Source organism: Kribbella sp. NPDC004138, assembly GCF_053603655.1.
On sequence record NZ_JBSGFZ010000016.1, the window covers coordinates 46,441 to 63,520 of the forward strand.

The 17,080-nt window shown below is 70.6% G+C and carries 15 protein-coding genes; 12 read left to right on the forward strand and 3 right to left on the reverse strand.

The genetic code is table 11. The features are described from left to right. Nucleotides 1-35: 35 nt before the first annotated feature. The 10 genes from ACWEOO_RS22795 (at nucleotide 36) to prmC (ending at nucleotide 11,917) form a co-directional block, all read left to right on the forward strand. Nucleotides 36-563, forward strand: coding sequence for a hypothetical protein (locus ACWEOO_RS22795; protein ID WP_452144702.1), 528 nt, complete (start codon nucleotides 36-38; stop codon nucleotides 561-563). Between the two features lie 62 nt (nucleotides 564-625). After that, nucleotides 626-2,284 (forward strand): arginine--tRNA ligase, encoded by a 1,659-nt coding sequence (gene argS / locus ACWEOO_RS22800; RefSeq protein ID WP_452144703.1) that lies wholly within the window; start codon nucleotides 626-628, stop codon nucleotides 2,282-2,284. After that, a complete protein-coding gene (lysA, locus tag ACWEOO_RS22805; RefSeq protein WP_452144704.1) occupies nucleotides 2,281-3,687 on the forward strand; it encodes a diaminopimelate decarboxylase in 1,407 nt (468 codons plus the stop codon). Before argS ends, lysA begins: the two co-directional genes overlap by 4 nt. Continuing rightward, on the forward strand, nucleotides 3,684-4,979 hold the full coding sequence (locus ACWEOO_RS22810; protein ID WP_452144705.1) for a homoserine dehydrogenase: 1,296 nt from the start codon (nucleotides 3,684-3,686) through the stop codon (nucleotides 4,977-4,979). The genes lysA and ACWEOO_RS22810 overlap by 4 nt, the downstream gene beginning before the upstream one ends. 4 nt (nucleotides 4,980-4,983) lie before the next feature. Then, complete coding sequence (gene thrC / locus ACWEOO_RS22815) at nucleotides 4,984-6,048, forward strand: threonine synthase (protein WP_355700091.1); 1,065 nt, start codon at nucleotides 4,984-4,986, stop codon at nucleotides 6,046-6,048. A gap of 1 nt (nucleotide 6,049) precedes the next feature. Next, nucleotides 6,050-7,024: a homoserine kinase gene (thrB, locus tag ACWEOO_RS22820; protein WP_452144706.1), complete on the forward strand. Its 975-nt coding sequence runs from the start codon at nucleotides 6,050-6,052 to the stop codon at nucleotides 7,022-7,024. Nucleotides 7,025-7,346: 322 nt separating this feature from the next. After that, the gene (gene rho / locus ACWEOO_RS22825) at nucleotides 7,347-9,503 is read left to right on the forward strand and encodes a transcription termination factor Rho (RefSeq protein WP_452144707.1); all 2,157 of its coding nucleotides are present in this window, start codon (nucleotides 7,347-7,349) and stop codon (nucleotides 9,501-9,503) included. A 216-nt stretch (nucleotides 9,504-9,719) separates the two neighbouring features. Beyond that, a complete protein-coding gene (gene rpmE, locus ACWEOO_RS22830) occupies nucleotides 9,720-9,926 on the forward strand; it encodes a 50S ribosomal protein L31 (protein WP_131291225.1) in 207 nt (68 codons plus the stop codon). A 90-nt stretch (nucleotides 9,927-10,016) separates the two neighbouring features. Next, entirely contained in the window at nucleotides 10,017-11,093 is a 1,077-nt protein-coding gene (gene prfA, locus ACWEOO_RS22835) for a peptide chain release factor 1 (RefSeq protein ID WP_355700088.1), read from the forward strand. Beyond that, nucleotides 11,090-11,917: a peptide chain release factor N(5)-glutamine methyltransferase gene (prmC, locus tag ACWEOO_RS22840; protein WP_452144708.1), complete on the forward strand. Its 828-nt coding sequence runs from the start codon at nucleotides 11,090-11,092 to the stop codon at nucleotides 11,915-11,917. The genes prfA and prmC overlap by 4 nt, the downstream gene beginning before the upstream one ends. Before the next feature lie 106 nt (nucleotides 11,918-12,023). Here prmC and ACWEOO_RS22845 read toward each other — a convergent pair whose 3' ends face one another. The 3 genes from ACWEOO_RS22845 to ACWEOO_RS22855 all read right to left on the reverse strand — a co-directional run bounded on the left by ACWEOO_RS22845 (nucleotide 12,024) and on the right by ACWEOO_RS22855 (nucleotide 14,928). Continuing rightward, nucleotides 12,024-12,908, reverse strand: coding sequence for an endonuclease/exonuclease/phosphatase family protein (locus tag ACWEOO_RS22845; protein ID WP_452144709.1), 885 nt, complete (start codon nucleotides 12,906-12,908; stop codon nucleotides 12,024-12,026). After that, a complete protein-coding gene (locus ACWEOO_RS22850; protein ID WP_452144710.1) occupies nucleotides 12,905-13,672 on the reverse strand; it encodes a hypothetical protein in 768 nt (255 codons plus the stop codon). Before ACWEOO_RS22850 ends, ACWEOO_RS22845 begins: the two co-directional genes overlap by 4 nt. A gap of 230 nt (nucleotides 13,673-13,902) precedes the next feature. Beyond that, nucleotides 13,903-14,928 (reverse strand): adenosine deaminase, encoded by a 1,026-nt coding sequence (locus ACWEOO_RS22855; RefSeq protein WP_359929964.1) that lies wholly within the window; start codon nucleotides 14,926-14,928, stop codon nucleotides 13,903-13,905. Nucleotides 14,929-15,037: 109 nt separating this feature from the next. Between ACWEOO_RS22855 and ACWEOO_RS22860 the strand changes: the two genes are divergently transcribed. After that, complete coding sequence (locus ACWEOO_RS22860; RefSeq protein WP_452144711.1) at nucleotides 15,038-15,955, forward strand: L-threonylcarbamoyladenylate synthase; 918 nt, start codon at nucleotides 15,038-15,040, stop codon at nucleotides 15,953-15,955. Then, nucleotides 15,955-17,073: a glycosyltransferase family 4 protein gene (locus ACWEOO_RS22865; protein ID WP_355700082.1), complete on the forward strand. Its 1,119-nt coding sequence runs from the start codon at nucleotides 15,955-15,957 to the stop codon at nucleotides 17,071-17,073. Before ACWEOO_RS22860 ends, ACWEOO_RS22865 begins: the two co-directional genes overlap by 1 nt. The last annotated feature ends 7 nt before the right edge of the window (nucleotides 17,074-17,080 follow it).

A 17,080-nucleotide genomic window follows, 5' to 3' on the forward strand; every position in this document is an offset into this window, starting at 1 on the left:
CGGCCGTCGGGGCGCACCTGGCAACCTGACTCTTCATGAGAGCAGGCAGGTGGCGCCCGGCGGCCGGGACGGCTGCGGTGCTGCTCGTCGGCGGGGTGCTCGCGGGCTGCCAGGTCAGCCCGGCCGCGCCGGCGGCCGCGGAGCTCCGGACCGGCGCGCCGCCCTGGGACGCGCCCCGGGACGCGGTCTCGTACATGGACAAGGCTGGCTTCGAACGGCTCCCGCTCGACTTCTCCGGGCCGTCGCCGTACTCGCTGACCATCGCGGTCACGCTCGACGGCAAGCCGGTCCAGGTCCCGGCGGGTCTCGGCGTCGACAAGCTCCGCGCCGAGCAGGCCGCCGTCCACACCCACACCACCGACGGCCGGGTCTGGGTCGAGGCCAAGACCGCCGCCGAGAAACCGACGCTGGCTCAGTTCTTCACCCTCTGGGGTGTGCGGTACGACGCGAAATGCCTCGCGGACGCCTGCCAGGACCTGAAGGTCACCGTCGACGGCAAGCCGGCGCCCTGGGACACCCCGCTGGTCCGCAACAGTCACGTCACGGTGAGTGCGCGGAGCTGAGCGCGTACCGGGCTGTGGATGGTGAGTCAAGGGTTTCGGGTGCAGCCCATTAGGCTGATCCGGTGACTCCGGAACAGCTCGCTGAGAAGATCCTGCAGGCCCTGGCCGCGCTCGCCGCCGACGGCACCATCACCGTCGAGGGCGGGCTGCCGCGCGAGCTGAAGGTCGAGCGACCCAAGAACCCCGAGCACGGGGACTACGCGACCAACGTCGCCATGCAGCTCGGCAAGCGCGCCGGGCTGAATCCGCGCCAGTTCGCCGAGCTGCTGGCCGTGCAGCTGCGCGACGACGAGGCGATCACCGCGGTCGAGATCGCCGGCCCGGGCTTCATCAACCTCCGGGTCGCCGCCGATGCCCAGGGCAAGGTCGCGCAGGCCATCCTGGAGGCCGGCGAGAAGTACGGCACCAGCGACAGCCTGCAGGGCCGGACGATCAACCTCGAGTTCATCTCCGCGAACCCGACCGGCCCGCTGCACCTCGGTCACACCCGCTGGGCGGCCGTCGGCGACGCGCTCGCCCGGGTGCTGGCCGCGGCGGGCGCGAGCGTCAGCCGCGAGTTCTACATCAACGACCGCGGCAACCAGATGGACAAGTTCGGCGCCAGCCTGCAGGCTGCGGCGCACGGGCAGCCGATCCCGGAGGACGGGTACCACGGCGAGTACATCCTCGACCTGGCCAAGCGGATCGTCGACGAGGTGCCGGGGATCACCGAGCTGCCCGAGGACGAGCAGCTGGTCGCGTTCCGCGAGGCGGGCTACGAGCGTCAGCTCAAGGAGCAGCAGGACCAGCTCGAGCACTTCCGGACCAAGTTCGACGTCTGGTTCTCCGAGCGCAGCCTGCACGAGCAGGACGGCGTACCGCACGCGATCCAGAAGCTCCGCGACCAGGGCCATCTGTACGAGGCGGACGACGCGCTCTGGATGCGGACCACGGACTTCACCGACGACAAGGACCGCGTGCTGATCCGGTCGAACGGCGAGCCGACGTACTTCGCCTCCGACGCGGCGTACTACGTGAACAAGCGCGAGCGCGGCTACGAGACCTGCATCTACCTGCTCGGCGCCGACCACCACGGCTACGTGAACCGGCTGAAGGCGATCGCGGCCTGCGCCGGCGACGACCCCGAGCACAACATCGAGATCCTGATCGGCCAGCTGGTGAAGATCCTCAAGGGCGGCGAGGAGATGCGGCTGTCCAAGCGGGCCGGCACCATCGTCACGCTCGCCGAGCTGGTCGAGGAGGGCGGCGTCGACGCGCTCCGCTACACCCTCTGCCGCTACCCGGCCGACTCCCCGCTGACCCTGGACATCGAGGAGATGACCCGGCAGGCCAGCGAGAACCCGGTGTACTACGTGCAGTACGCGCACGCCCGGCTGGCCTCGATCCTGCGCAACGCCGACGAGCTCGGCATCAAGCTGGACGAGTTCGACCCGGGCCTGCTCAGCCACGAGCGCGAGGGTGATCTGCTGCGCGCGCTGGCCGAGTTCCCGCGGGTCGTCGCCACCGCCGCGGAGCTGCGCGAGCCGCACCGCATCGCGCGGTACCTCGAGGACACCGCGTCCGCGTTCCACAAGTTCTACGACAGCTGCCGCGTGCTGCCGCGCGGCGACGAGGAGGTGGAGCCGGTGCACAAGGCTCGCCTGACCCTGGTGTCCGCGACCCGGACCGTTCTCGCCAACGGGCTCGACCTGCTCGGCGTCTCCGCACCGGAGCGGATGTGAGGGCGCACGAGGCGGGCGCGCTGCACGCCGACATCGGTCACCGCGGCCCGTCCTGGCTGCGCGCGCCCCGCGACGTCAACGACCTGGTCCCGCAGCTGTGGTCGTCCACCGCGAAGAAGACCGGCGAGGGCTCGCTGGTCGTCGGCGGTGTCGACGTGCGCGACCTGGTCGCCGAGCAGGGCAGCCCGGCGTACGTGCTGGACGAGGACGATTTCCGCGCCCGGGCGCGCGCGTTCAAGCACGCCTTCAAGGACTTCGACGTCTACTACGCCGGCAAGGCCTTCCTGTGTACGACGGTCGTCCGTTGGGTGATGGAAGAGGGCCTGAACCTCGACATCTGCAGCGGGGGAGAGCTGGCCGTCGCGCTCCGGGCGGGCGCCGACCCGAAGCGGCTCGGGTTCCACGGCAACAACAAGTCAGAGTCCGAGCTGGCCCGCGCGCTGGACGCCGGGATCGGCCGGATCATCGTCGACTCGCAGTACGAGATCTCCCGGCTGATCGCGCTCGCCGGCGAGCGCGGCGTGATCGCCCCGGTGATGATCCGGGTCACCGCCGGTGTCGAGGCGCACACCCACGAGTACATCGCGACCGCGCACGAGGACCAGAAGTTCGGCTTCTCGATCACCTCCGGCGCGGCGTACGAAGCCGTTGCCCGGGTCAACGAAGCGCCGGAGCTGGAGCTGCTCGGCCTGCACTCGCACATCGGCTCGCAGATCTTCGACTCGTCCGGTTTCGAGGTCGCCGCGAAGCGCGTGATCGCCTTGCACGCAAGGGTTTCCGACGAGCTCGGCGTCGACATGCCCGAGCTCGACCTGGGCGGCGGCTTCGGGATCGCGTACACCACGCAGGACGACCCGTCGGATCCGGCGCAGCTGGCCACCGAGATGGGCAAGATCGTCGAGCACGAGTGCCGGGCGTTCGGCGTCGAGCCTCCGTTGGTGTCGATCGAGCCCGGCCGCGCGATCGTCGGCCCGGCGATGTGCACCGTCTACTCGGTCGGCACCGTCAAGGAGGTCGAGCTGGACGCCGGCGCCTCCCGGACGTACGTGTCGGTCGACGGCGGGATCAGCGACAACATCCGCGCCGCGCTGTACGACGCCGACTACTCCTGCACACTCGCCAACCGGTACTCCGACGCCGGGCCGACGCTCGCGCGCGTGGTCGGCAAGCACTGCGAGGCCGGTGACATCGTCGTGAAGGCCGAGTTCCTGCCCGCGGACGTGCGGCCCGGCGACCTGGTCGCCGTCCCGGGGACCGGTGCCTACTGCCGCTCGATGGCGAGCAACTACAACCACGTGCCGCGGCCACCGGTGATCGCGGTCAAGGACGGCCACATGCGCGTCGTCGTACGCCGTGAGACCGAAGACGACCTGCTCGGACTCGACATGGGGGCCGCCGAATGAACGACGCAAAACCTCTCAAGGTAGGCCTGCTCGGTTGCGGAGTGGTCGGCACCGAGGTGGTGCGGATCCTGACCGAGCAGGCGGACCATCTGGCGGCCCGCGTCGGCGCCCGGCTGGAGATCGCCGGTATCGCCGTCCGCCGGCCCGGCCGCGCGCGCGACATCGCGGTCGACCCGGCCCTGATCACCACCGACGCGCAGGCGCTGGTGTCGCGGGGCGACCTCGACCTGGTGATCGAGGTGATCGGCGGCCTGGAGCCCGCCCGCAGCTTGATCCTGACCGCGCTCGAGCAGGGCGCCTCGGTCGTCACGGCGAACAAGGCCCTGCTCGCCGAGGACGGCCCGACGCTGTTCGCGGCCGCGGAGAAGTACCAGCGCGACCTGTACTTCGAGGCCGCGGTGGCCGGCGCGATCCCGATCCTGCGGCCGCTGCGCGAGTCGCTCGCCGGTGACGACGTGGTCCGGGTGATGGGCATCGTCAACGGCACGACGAACTACATCCTCGACAAGATGGACAGCACCGGCGCCGGATTCGACGAGGCGCTCGAGGAGGCCCAGGCGCTGGGGTACGCCGAGGCCGACCCGACCGCGGACATCGAGGGCTTCGACGCCGCCGCGAAGGCCGCGCTGCTGGCCAGCCTGGCGTTCCACACCCGGGTCTCGATCGCCGACGTGCACCGCGAGGGCATCACCGAGGTGACCGCGACCGACATCGCGTCGGCCCGGGAGATGGGCTGCGTGGTGAAGTCGCTGGCGATCTGCGAGCTGGACGAGGTGAGCGACTCGGTCAGCGCCCGGGTGTATCCGGCGATGATCCCGGCCACCCACCCGCTGGCGAACGTCCGGGACGCGTACAACGCCGTTTTCGTGGAATCGAAAGCGGCCGGCCAGCTGATGTTCTATGGTCGTGGTGCCGGCGGCGCCCCGACGGCCAGTGCAGTCCTCGGGGATCTGGTGTCCGCCGCGCGCAACCGGCTCAAGGGCGTGCCGGGAGTCGGCGAGTCGTCGTACACCCAGCGGTCCGTGCGGCCGATGGGCGACGCGACGACCCGCTACCACGTGTCGCTGGACGTGGCCGACAAGGCCGGTGTGCTCGCGGCGGTGGCCCACGCGTTCTCCGAGCACGACGTGTCGATCCAGACCGTCCGCCAGGAGGGCCGGGGCAGCGACGCGCAGCTGGTGGTGGTCACCCACACCGCGACCGACGCCGCGTTGTCCGCGACCGTGGATTCCTTGCGGGACATGGACATCGTCCGTGAAGTCAGCAGTGTGATGCGGGTGGAAGGCGAGTAATTCAATGGTGCACCAGTGGCGTGGCGTGATCGAGGAGTACAGAGACCGGCTTCCCGTGTCGGCGGACACGCCGGTGGTCACGCTCGGCGAGGGCGGGACGCCGCTGGTGGCCGCGCAGTGGCTGAGCGAGCAGAGCGGCTGCGAGGTCTGGCTCAAGGTCGAGGGCAACAACCCGACCGGCTCGTTCAAGGACCGCGGCATGACGGTGGCGATCTCGCTGGCCGCGCAGGCCGGTGACAAGGCCGTCGTCTGCGCCTCCACCGGCAACACCTCGGCGTCGGCCGCGGCGTACGCCGTCCGCGCCGGGATGCTGCCGCTGGTGGTGATCCCCGCGGGCCGGATCGCGAAGGGCAAGCTGGCCCAGGCGGTCGTGCACGGCGCGAAGCTGGTGCAGATCGACGGCGGGTTCGACGACTGCCTGCGGATCGTCCGCGAGCTCGGGAAGAACTACCCGGTCGCGCTGGTGAACTCGGTGAACCCGGTCCGCCTGGAAGGGCAGAAGACCGCGTCGTTCGAGGTCTGCGACGCGCTCGGCGACGCGCCGGACCTGCACCTGCTCCCGGTGGGCAACGCGGGCAACATCGCGGCCTACTGGAAGGGATACCAGGAGTACGCCGAGGACAAGCTCGCCACCCGGACCCCGAAGATGTGGGGCTTCCAGGCCGAGGGGGCGGCGCCGATCGTGCGCGGCTCGATCGTCGAGAAGCCGGAGACCGCGGCGACGGCGATCAGGGTCGGCAACCCGGCGTCCTGGACGCTGGCCGAGGCCGCGCGGGACGAGTCCGGCGGGCGGATCGAGCTGGTCACCGACGAGCAGATCCTGACCGCGCAGCGTGAGCTCGCCGCCCGCGAAGGCGTGTTCGTCGAGCCCGCGTCGGCCGCCGGGGTCGCCGGTCTGCTGCACGCGAAGGCGCAGGGGTGGCTACCGGGCGGTTCGACCGTGGTGATCACGGTCACCGGCCACGGCCTGAAGGACATCGACACGGCTCTGGGGCACGTCAGCTTCGAGGAGCCGCCGGTGACGCCGGCCGACACCGACGCCGTCGCCCGCATCGCCGGTCTCGCCTGAGATGGGCGGGGTCGACAGGGGTGCCGAGCCGGATCGCAAGCAGGACGCCGGCCACCGGCGGCCGTGCGACCAGGTGCGGGTCCGGGTGCCCGCGACGAGCGCGAACCTGGGGCCTGGCTTCGACGCCTTCGGTCTCGCGCTGACGCTGTACGACGACCTGGTCGTCACGCCGTGCGGATCCGGGGTGACCGTGCAGGTGACCGGCTGCGGCGAAGGCGAAGTACCGCTCGACGAGACGCATCTCGTGGTCCGGTCGATCCAGGCGGGGCTCGAGGCCTTGGGCGCGCCGGTGCCCGGATTCACGCTGCGCTGCGAGAACCGGATCCCGCACGGGCGCGGGCTGGGGTCGTCGTCCGCGGCGATCGTCGGCGGGCTCGCGGCAGCGTTCGCGCTGGCCGGCGAGCCGCTGGACCGCGAGCGCCTCGTCGTGCTCGCGAACGAGATCGAAGGCCACCCCGACAACGTGGCGGCGGCGGCCCTCGGGGGCTTCACGATCGCTTGGACAGAAGGCGGAACGGGCCGCGCGGTCCGGCTGGAACCGGCCGACGGATTGGCCGCGATCGCTTACGTACCTGACAATCGCGTGCTGACCAAACAGGCGCGCGGACTGCTGCCGGGCGTTGTTTCCCACATCGACGCCGCGGCCAACGCGGGCAAGGCCGCGCTGCTCGTCGCGGCCGTGACCGGCCGGCCGGAGCTGCTGCTGACCGCGACAGAGGACCGGCTGCACCAGGAGTACCGCGAACCGGCTATGCCGGAGAGTCTCGCGCTGGTCCACAAACTGCGCGGCAGCGGGCTCGCCGCGATCGTCAGCGGGGCCGGTCCGACAGTCGCCGTACTCGGCGGTCACGACGGCAAAAGCGCAGGTCAGAGCCAGTTTTTCCGCAGTACGCCGGAGCCGCCTGATGGCTGGGCGAAGTACGAGCTGGAGATCGATCCAGTCGGCGTACAGGTCTGGTCGATGGAGGCGGGCTGACGCCGGGAATGCCGGACGGCTGACACGCGTTGTCACCCCTGGAGTCGGCAGAAGGACCTGTAGTGGTGCTAGTCTCGACTCACCCGATCCCCTCCAGGTGATCGGTGTGCTCTCGTCACGATCCGGGCTGTGCTCCCGGCACCCTGTGTTGTGTGGCGACCCTCCTGTGGACGTGACCTTGCGCCGCCTGCGTCGGAGATGTCCGGGAGGACTCAGATCGAGCGAGAGTCTCTTGTATCCCACGTGCCCGTTGTGCGGTCGTGGGTGAAATTGGTCGACGCGCCGTGCAGGCCGTCGACGATCCGTGTGGGAAGGACCTCACGTGACAGAAACTGTTGAAGCCTCCAGCGGAGCTGACGCCGCGGCGACCACCGCGACGCGTCGCCGCAAAGCTGGCGGCGGCCTCGAGGGCATGCTACTCCCCGAGCTCAAGCAGCTCGCCGGGACGCTCGGCATCAAGGGCACCGGCGCACTGCGCAAGGGCCAGCTGATCGAGGCGATCAAGGCCGCCCAGACCGGCGGATCCGCCGGTGCTCCGGCGGGCGGCTCGACGAGCGGCACCAGGGCGAAGGCGCAGCCGAAGACGACGCAGCCGACGCTCGACGAGGCCGCCGACGCGCCCGCGGCGAAGACCGCCGAGGCGCCGGCCAAGCGCGAGGGCGGCAGCCGCCGGACCCGCGCGGCTGCCCAGAAGGACGCCGAGAACGACCCGCGGCAGGACGGTGCCGTCTTCGAGGCCGCCGTCGAAGCGCCCGCGGCGAAGACCGCGCAGCCGGAGCCGGCTGCCGCGACCGGTGCCGCCGAGCGGGTCGAGACCCGCGGCGGCGAGCGCGCCGAGGAGCGCGGCGACGACCGCGCCGACGACCGCGCGGACAACCAGGGCCGCACCCGCGACCGGAACCGCGACGGCAACCGTGAGCAGGGCCGCGAGCAGAACCGGGACACCAACCGGGACGGCCGCGACGGCAACCAGAACCGGGACCGCAACCGCGACGGCAACCGTGAACAGGGCCGTGAGCAGGGCCGGGACAACCGCGACGGCAACCAGAACCGGGACAACCGGGACGGCAACCGCGACAACCGTGGTGACAACCAGCGGAACCGTCAGGACCGGCAGGACCGGCAGGACCGGCAGGACCAGAACGACCGCGGCGAGGACGGCGAGGGCCGTCGCCGGCGCCGCCGGGGCCGCGACCGGGACCGCACCCGCGACGGCCAGAGCAGCGGCACCCGCGACAGCGGCCGGGACAGCGGACGCGACAGCAGCCGTAACCGCGGTCGCGGCGAGCGGTACGACGCCGAGCCGACGATCACCGAGGACGACATCCTCGTCCCCGCGGCGGGCATCCTCGACGTCCTCGACAACTACGCGTTCGTCCGGACCAGCGGCTACCTGCCCGGCCCGAACGACGTGTACGTCGCCCTCTCGATGGTGAAGCGGTACGGCCTGCGCAAGGGCGACGCGATCACCGGTGCGGTGAAGCAGCCGCAGGAGGGCGAGCGCAAGGAGAAGTTCAACCCGCTGGTCCGGATCGACACCGTCAACGGTGCGGACCCGGAGATCGCCAAGCAGCGGCAGGACTTCAACAAGCTCACCCCGCTGTACGCGACCGAGCGGCTCCGCCTGGAGACCGAGCCGGGCATCCTGACGACGCGCATCGTCGACATCGTCAGCCCGATCGGCAAGGGCCAGCGTGGCCTGATCGTCTCGCCGCCGAAGGCCGGTAAGACGATGGTGCTGCAGGCGCTCGCGAACGCGATCACCACGAACAACCCCGAAGTGCACCTGATGGTCGTGCTGGTGGACGAGCGGCCCGAAGAGGTCACCGACATGCAGCGCACGGTCAAGGGCGAGGTCATCGCCTCGACGTTCGACCGGCCGGCCGACGACCACACCACGGTCGCGGAGCTGGCCATCGAGCGCGCCAAGCGGCTGGTGGAGCTCGGCCACGACGTGGTCGTGCTGCTCGACTCGATCACCCGGCTCGGCCGGGCGTACAACATCGCGGCGCCGGCCAGCGGCCGGATCCTGTCCGGCGGTGTCGACTCGTCCGCGCTGTACCCGCCGAAGCGGTTCTTCGGCGCCGCCCGCAACATCGAGGACGGCGGTTCGCTGACCATCCTCGCGACGGCGCTGATCGAGACCGGCTCGAAGATGGACGAGGTGATCTTCGAGGAGTTCAAGGGCACCGGCAACATGGAGCTGCGGCTGCGCCGCGAGTTCGCCGACCGGCGGATCTTCCCGGCCATCGACGTGGTCGCCTCCGGCACCCGCCGCGAGGAGCTGCTGATGTCCAAGGAGGAGACCCAGGTGGTCTGGAAGCTCCGCCGGGTGCTGTCCGCGCTCGACGGCCAGGCCGCGCTGGAGCTGCTGATCGGCAAGCTCAAGGAGAGCAAGTCGAACATCGAGTTCCTGCTCCAGGTCAACAAGACCACCCCGTCGACCGGCAGCAGCCACAGCACCACCAACGGCGACTGATCGACCGCTGCCGCATCCTGAGACCCGCAATGGCATCCGGGGACCTGGCATTTCAGGTCCCTGGACGCCGGTTCGGGTCTCAGCCTCGCACCGGACGCCCGTGACGGTTGATTTCTCCGGGCGGGGCCTCGCGTGGCACACTTGTTTGCTGGTTCCGGTTCACGTTCGCGGGGTGCGGACGACCCGGGGCGCTTGATACTTCCTAGGAGAGTTGTTGTGAAGGCTGACATCCACCCGACGTATGTGGACACCACGGTGACCTGCACCTGTGGCGCCACGTTCCAGACGCGCTCGACCGCGGAGAACGGCGTCATCCACGCCGACGTGTGCTCGCAGTGCCACCCCTTCTACACCGGCAAGCAGAAGATTCTCGACACCGGTGGCCGGGTGGCCCGCTTCGAGAAGCGGTACGCCAAGAAGTAGCTTTCCTGCCGCGCGCCGGTTCTGCCCGTTCTGGGCGGGACCGGCGCGCGGTTTGTGTTGTCGGCGGTGGTCCGGGAGGAGGAGTGCGGCATGTTCGAGGCAGTTGAGACGCTGAAGGCGGAGTACGCCGAGCTGGAGCGGCAGATGGCGGAGCCGGAGCTGCACTCCGACCAGGCCAACGCCCGCCGGGTCGGCAAGCGGTACGCCGCGCTGGCGCCGGTGGTCCGTACGTACGACGAGTGGCTGCAGACCGGCGACGACATCGAGGCCGCGAAGGAGCTTGCGGCGGAGGATCCGGCGTTCGCCGAGGAGGCGACCAAGCTGGCCGCGCGCCGCGAGGAGCTCGCCGAGCGGCTGCAGACGCTGCTGGTGCCGCGGGACCCCAACGACGACAAGGACGCGATCCTCGAGATCAAGGCGGGCGAGGGCGGCGACGAGTCCGCGTTGTTCGCCGGCGACCTGCTGAAGATGTACCTGAAGTACGCCGAGTCGCAGAACTGGAAGACCGAGGTGCTGGACTCGGCCGAGTCCGACCTCGGCGGGTACAAGTCGATCACCGTCGCGGTGAAGGCGAAGGGCACGCCGGAGCCCGGCGACGCGCCGTACGCGAAGCTGAAGTTCGAGGGCGGCGTGCACCGGGTCCAGCGGGTGCCGGTGACCGAGTCGCAGGGGCGGATCCACACGTCCGCGGCCGGCGTGCTGGTGCTGCCGGAGGCCGAGGACGTGGACGTCGAGATCGACCCGAACGACCTGCGGATCGACGTGTTCCGCTCCTCCGGGCCGGGCGGGCAGAGCGTCAACACGACCGACTCCGCGGTCCGGATCACCCACCTGCCGACCGGCATCGTGGTCTCGATGCAGAACGAGAAGTCCCAGCTGCAGAACCGCGAGCAGGCGATGCGCGTGCTGCGGGCGCGGCTGCTGGCCGCGGCGCAGGAGGCAGCCGACCAGGAGGCGAGTGACGCCCGGCGGTCGCAGATCCGCACCGTCGACCGGTCTGAGCGGGTCCGCACGTACAACTTCCCGGAGAACCGCTTCTCCGACCACCGCGTCGGCTACAAGGCCCACAACCTCGACCAGGTCCTGGGCGGCGAACTGGAGCCGGTCATCAAGGCATTGACGGACGCCGACCTCGCCGCCCGCCTCGAGGCCGTCGAGTCCCAGTGACCACCAAGGCACTTGTGTCGGCTTCGGCCGCGCGGTTGCGAGCGGCCGGGGTTGCCTCGCCGGAGTTCGACGCTGCTGAACTGCTCGCCTTCGTTACTGGTTCCAGCCGGTTGAACCTTCGTGAGCCCACGGCCGAACAGATGGCGCGGTACGACGAGCTGATCGCGCGGCGGGCGGCTCGGGAGCCGTTGCAGCACCTGACGGGTACGGCGGCGTTCCGGTATCGGGAGCTCGCCGTGGGGCCGGGGGTGTTCGTACCGCGCCCGGAGACCGAGGTGATGGTCGGCTGGATCCTGGACCGGATCGCCGACGTGAAGACCCCGCTGGTCGTGGACCTGTGCAGCGGATCCGGGGCGATCGCGGGTGCAGTCGCGACCGAGCGGCCGGACAGCACCGTGCATGCGGTCGAGCTGTCGCCCGAGGCGGTCGTCTGGGCCCGGCGCAATCTCGAAGGCACGGGCGCGATCCTGCACGAGGGCGACATCGACGGTTGCCTGCCGGAGCTCGACGGTCAGGTCGACGCGGTCATCTCCAACCCGCCGTACATCCCGCTGACCGCCTGGGAATCAGTGACCGCCGAGGTCCGCGACCACGACCCGGCCCTCGCCTTGTGGTCTGGCGACGACGGCCTCGACGAGATCAAGGTCGTCGCGGCGACAGCGGCCCGACTCCTGAAGCCGGGCGGCTGGTTCGCCTGCGAGCACGCGGACGTCCAAGGCGAGTCCGCACCCGCAGTCTTCACCGCCACCGCCCTCTACACCGAGGTCCGCGACCAACTGGACCTGGCCGGCCGCCACCGGTTCACCACCGGCCGCCGCGTCTGAATCGGCAGCTCGACAGGAGGTGTCGGCCGCCGACCGCTTCCCGCACGCTCGCACCAGCCGCCGGACGCGCCCAGTGGGCGTATACGTCCTGTCGAGCTTGCACCGATCAGCGCGAGAGACCGCGGCGGCTGGGTGCGGCGGGGCGGGCGGGTGGGCGAGCGAGGTCCTGTTCGCGGATCCGGCCGATTGCGGGCGCCTCGGGGGTGCGGAGGGAGAGGCGGCAGACGACTGGGTAGTGGTCGGCGCCTGGTACTCGGACCACCTCGACGTCGCGGGCGACCAGGTCGGGGGTGGAGAACAGGCGGTCGATCGAGCGGCCGTCCGGGGTGGTGACCGGGGGTGGGTCGCCGAACGCGTCGACCAGGCCGAGGGGGTCGCCGAAGACGTCGCGTGGGTTCGGCATGTTCAGGTCGCCCGCGACAACCGCCCGGCGGACGCCGCGCGCCGCCAGTTGCTCCCGCAGGTACGCCGTGAGCTCCGTCCCGTACTCACGCCCCGCACCGTCCTGGTATGTGTACTCGACACCCGACGCGCTGCGGAACATGTGGATCGGACACACCTGTCCACCGACGAGATCGACCTCACCGAGCCATCCGAGATCGGCACGCGCGACCAAGAAGCCCTTCGGATGCGGGTCCATCGGTTCACCGGTCCGCCAGTGCAGGAAGTCGATCGACGGGTCCGGCAGGTCGATCCGCTCCAGCTCGGTCAACGGGTACGCCGATGCGATCCCCACTCCCAGCCGCGCCACGCCGGGGATGTGCGAATCCGAGAACCCGTGCCGCGCGTAGTACGCCTGCCGGCCCGGCATCGCGGCGGCGGCCAGCCGCTCGAGCTGGTCGCCGTCCGGGGCGAGCTCGGTCACGATCAGCACGTCCGGTCGCAGCCCCGCGAGCGCGTGCCCGAAGTCCGCCGTCCGGTCGGCCTCGTCGTACCCGTCCGGGCCGACCAGGCGGCCGCCGGCGATGTTGGCGAACGCGATCGAGATCATTCGTAGATCACCAGCTCCGGACGGGGTTTCAGCGCCAGCACCTGTGCGGGCGTCATCAGCGGACCCTGCCGGGCATCCTCGGTGTAGAAGAGCTTGAAGCCGGCGTGCACCGCCGGCGGGAGACCCGTGGTCAGCTTCGCCCAGGTCTTGAGTTTGTCGGACCGGGCGCCGATCCCGTCGACCGACTTGATCGTCACCACGCCGGGGTGCGGCTTCAGCGCCTTCTCGTCGCTGACGATCCGCGTCGACAGCTGGTGGAACACGAACACCTTCTCCGGCAGGCCGTTCGACTGCACCAGCCCCGACAGGTACGCCGCGATGCTGTCGAGCTCGGCGCCCGTGGTGTGCCCGAAGACCCGGCCGGGTACCTGCGCCGGACCGACTGCCCATTCGGGGTCGAACGCCAGGCCGATGTCCGGCTCCTTCAGCCACCGCTCCAGGCGCTTCACCTCGGGCAGGATCTTCGCGCGCCCAGGCTGGATGTCGAGCAGCAGCAGCATCTTGTGCTTGCGCGCGACGGTCAGGTACTCCTCGATCTTCGCGTCGTCGGTGCGCCCGCGGTACAGGCCGTCCTTGCCCCGTGAGCCCTTGGCGACGACCGCGATCAGCTCCATCACCGGCAGGGGCGTCCGCCCGGCCGCGTAGGCGCGGGACAGCCTGTCCAACTTGGCGGCCTTCGCGTCGAGGTCCTTGTCCAGCGGACCGAGCGCCGGTGAGCCCGGCAGGCCGACGTACCCGACGAGTTGGTGCTTCGGGAAGATCACCCGCCCGCCGCGCGGCAGCCCGCCAGGCGCGGGCGGGGGAGTGGGACTGGGGCTGGGACTCGCGCTGGGCCTGGCAGCAGCGGGTGGCGGGCCGGCCGGCGCCGGCTCGTCACTGCAGGCCGCCAGACCCAACATCGCGACGGCCAGTGCCCCACAGACTTTCCGCACCGGACCAGCCAACCACACCTCACACAGCAGCGTGGTTGGCCAGTCCGGCGGCAGTCTGTCGGCTAAAGGGTGTTCTGAGCCACGTAGGTGTCGATCTCAGACAGCAGGGCCGACTTCACCGAGTCCTCGGCGAACGACACCCGCACGGCCGTCTTCGCCAGCTCGCCGACGCCGGCTTCGTCCAGGTCGAGCAGCCGTGCCGCGACGGCGTACTCGTTGGTGAGGTCCGTGCCGAACATCGGCGGGTCGTCGGAGTTGATCGTGACCACCAGGCCGGCGTCGACCATGGCGCGCAGCGGGTGCACGTCGTACGACGCGACCGCGCGGGTGGCGATGTTCGACGTCGGGCTGACCTCGAGCGGGATCCGGTGCTCGCCGAGGTAGTCGACCAGGGCCGGGTCCTGCATCGTCGACGTCCCGTGGCCGATCCGCTCGGCCTTCAGGAATCGGACCGCGTCCCAGATGGTCTGCGGGCCGGTCGTCTCTCCGGCGTGCGGGACGCTGTGCAGCCCGGCCGCGACCGCCGCCTCGAAGTGCGGCTGGAACTGCGGCCGCGGGACGCCGATCTCCGGCCCGCCGAGCCCGAACCCGACCAGACCCTCGGGCCGGACCTTGGTGGCGATCCGCAGCGTCTCGTCGGCGCCCGGCACGCCGTCCTCACCGGAGATGTCGAAGATCCACCGCAGCACCAGGCCGAAGTCCTTCTCGGCCGCGATCCGGGCGTCCTCGATCGCCTCGCAGAACGCCTCGGCGGCGATCCCGCGGATCACCGACGTGTACGGCGTGACGGTCAGCTCGGCGTACCGCAGGTTCTGCTGGCCGGCCATCTCGCGGGCGATCTCGTAGGTGAGCAGCCGGACGTCCTCAGGCGTCTTGATCAGCTCGACGACGGACAGGTAGATGTCGATGAAGTGGGCGAAGTCGCTGAACTTGAAGTACTCGGTGAGCAGCGCCGGGTCGGCCGGCACCGGCGACCCGGGGTGCCGCGCGGCCAGCTCGGCCACGATCCGCGGTGACGCGGACCCGACGTGGTGGACATGCAGCTCGGCCTTCGGCAACCCGGCGAGGAACTCGTGCGACACAGTCATGCCGGGGATCCTAAGGAGTCGCCGGGGTTTCCGGCGCGAAAGCTGACAATCGAATGTAAGGAAGAGCCCGGTTGGAGTCCGGGCCTGCGCGAGTGGCACGATTCACTCCGTGAGTGAGCGCTTCGACTTCACCGGGGACGAACTGGCACCGGCCTACCGCGCTGCGGTGGACGCCATCGAGGCCGGCGACCTGGTCGTCTTCCCGACCGACACCGTGTACGGCCTCGCCGCCGACGCCTTCAAGGCCGACGCCGTGCAGCGGCTGCTGGACGCCAAGGGGCGCGGGCGGGACGTGCCGCCGCCGGTGCTGATCTCGGTCGTCGAGTCGCTGGACGCGCTCGCCACCGACGTACCCGACAACGGCCGCAAGCTCTGCGAGGAGTTCTGGCCGGGGCCGCTGACGGTGATCTGTCACGCGCAGACGTCGTTGATGTGGGACCTGGGGGAGACCCAGGGCACGGTCGCGCTCCGCGTCCCGGACCACGAGAACACCCGCGAACTGCTGTCCCGGACCGGGCCGCTCGCGGTCAGCGCCGCCAACAGGTCCGGCCGGCCCGCGGCGCTGGACGTGTACGACGCCGAGGAGCAGCTGGGCGACTCGGTCGCGGTGTACCTCGACGGCGGCGAGGCGACCGCGGGGGAGCCGTCGACGATCGTCGACCTCACCACCGACACCCCGCGCGTGGTCCGCGTCGGCGCGATCTCCCTCGACCAGCTCCGCGCGATCGTCCCGGAGGTCGTCGGCGAGTCCGGCGACTCCGCCGAGCCCACCCCCGAACAGTCGCCCGAGCCCGAAGACAAGCTCGACGAGAAGACCGACGAGAAGGCCGAGGACAAGGCCAACGAGAAGGCCGACGAGAAGGTCGAGGACAAGTCCGACGAGAAGGCCGACGACAAGGTCGAGGACAAGGTCGACGAGGAGAAGCCGGACGAGACGGTCGGGGACGAGCCAACCGAAGCGCCGGCCGCAGCGTCCAAGCAGAATGAGGCGAAGACGACCGATCCCGATGTGAGGCCTGCGGACTAGTGCGCGAGTACCTGCTGGTCCTGTTCGTGGCGATGGCCACGACCTTCCTGCTGACCGGCGTCGCCCGGCAGATCGCGCTGCGCTACGGCGCGGTCGCCAAGGTCCGGGCCCGCGACGTGCACAAGGTCCCGATCCCGTACTTCGGCGGCCTGTCCATCCTCGGCGGCCTGATCGCCGGTTTCGCGGTCGCGTCCAGCCTGCCGTTCCTCGGCAACAGCCTGCAGGTCGCGCACGACGCCCGCGCGATCCTGGTCGGCGGCGTGGTGATCTGCGCGGTCGGCGTGGTCGACGACCTGTACGAGCTGGACGCGATCACCAAGCTGGCCGGCGAGGTGCTCGCGGTCGGCGTACTCGTTGTCCAAGGCATCCAGTTGTACTGGCTGCCGCTGCCCGGCGGCGTGATCTCGCCGTCGCCCGCGCAGCTCGCCGTACTCACCGCGGGCATCCTGCTGGTGTCGTGCAACGCGGTGAACTTCGTCGACGGCCTGGACGGTCTCGCGGCCGGCGTCACCGCGATCGGGGCGACCGCGTTCTTCACGTACTCGTACCTGCTGAACGTGCACGAGAACCTCGACCGCGCGACGACCTCGACGCTGATCACGGTCGCTCTGGCCGGCGCCTGCCTCGGCTTCCTGCCGCACAACTTCTTCCCTGCAAGGGTTTTCATGGGCGACTCCGGCGCCCTGCTGATCGGCCTGATGCTGGCCGCGTCGACGATCAGCCTGACCGGCCAGATGGACCCGAACGCGGTGCCGTACGAGGTCGGCGGCTCCAGCCTGCTGCCCGCGCTGCTCCCGCTGGTGCTGCCGATCGCGATCCTCGCGATCCCCGCGCTGGACCTGACGATGGCCTACGTACGCCGGACCAAGGCCGGCCGGTCGCCGTTCGCCGCCGACAAGCAGCACCTGCACCACCGCCTGATGCAGCGCGGCCACTCGCACCGTCGGGCCGTCCTGCTGATGTACCTCTGGACCGCCTTGATCGCGTACGGCGTGGTGGTCCTCGGCCTCGTGCTGACCTGGTGGACGGTGCTCGTCGTGCTGGCCGTCGCGGTCACCGCGGTGCTCCTGACGACCGGTCTCCCGAGGCGTTCCCGGAAACCGCTCGCCAAGGTCTGATCCGCGC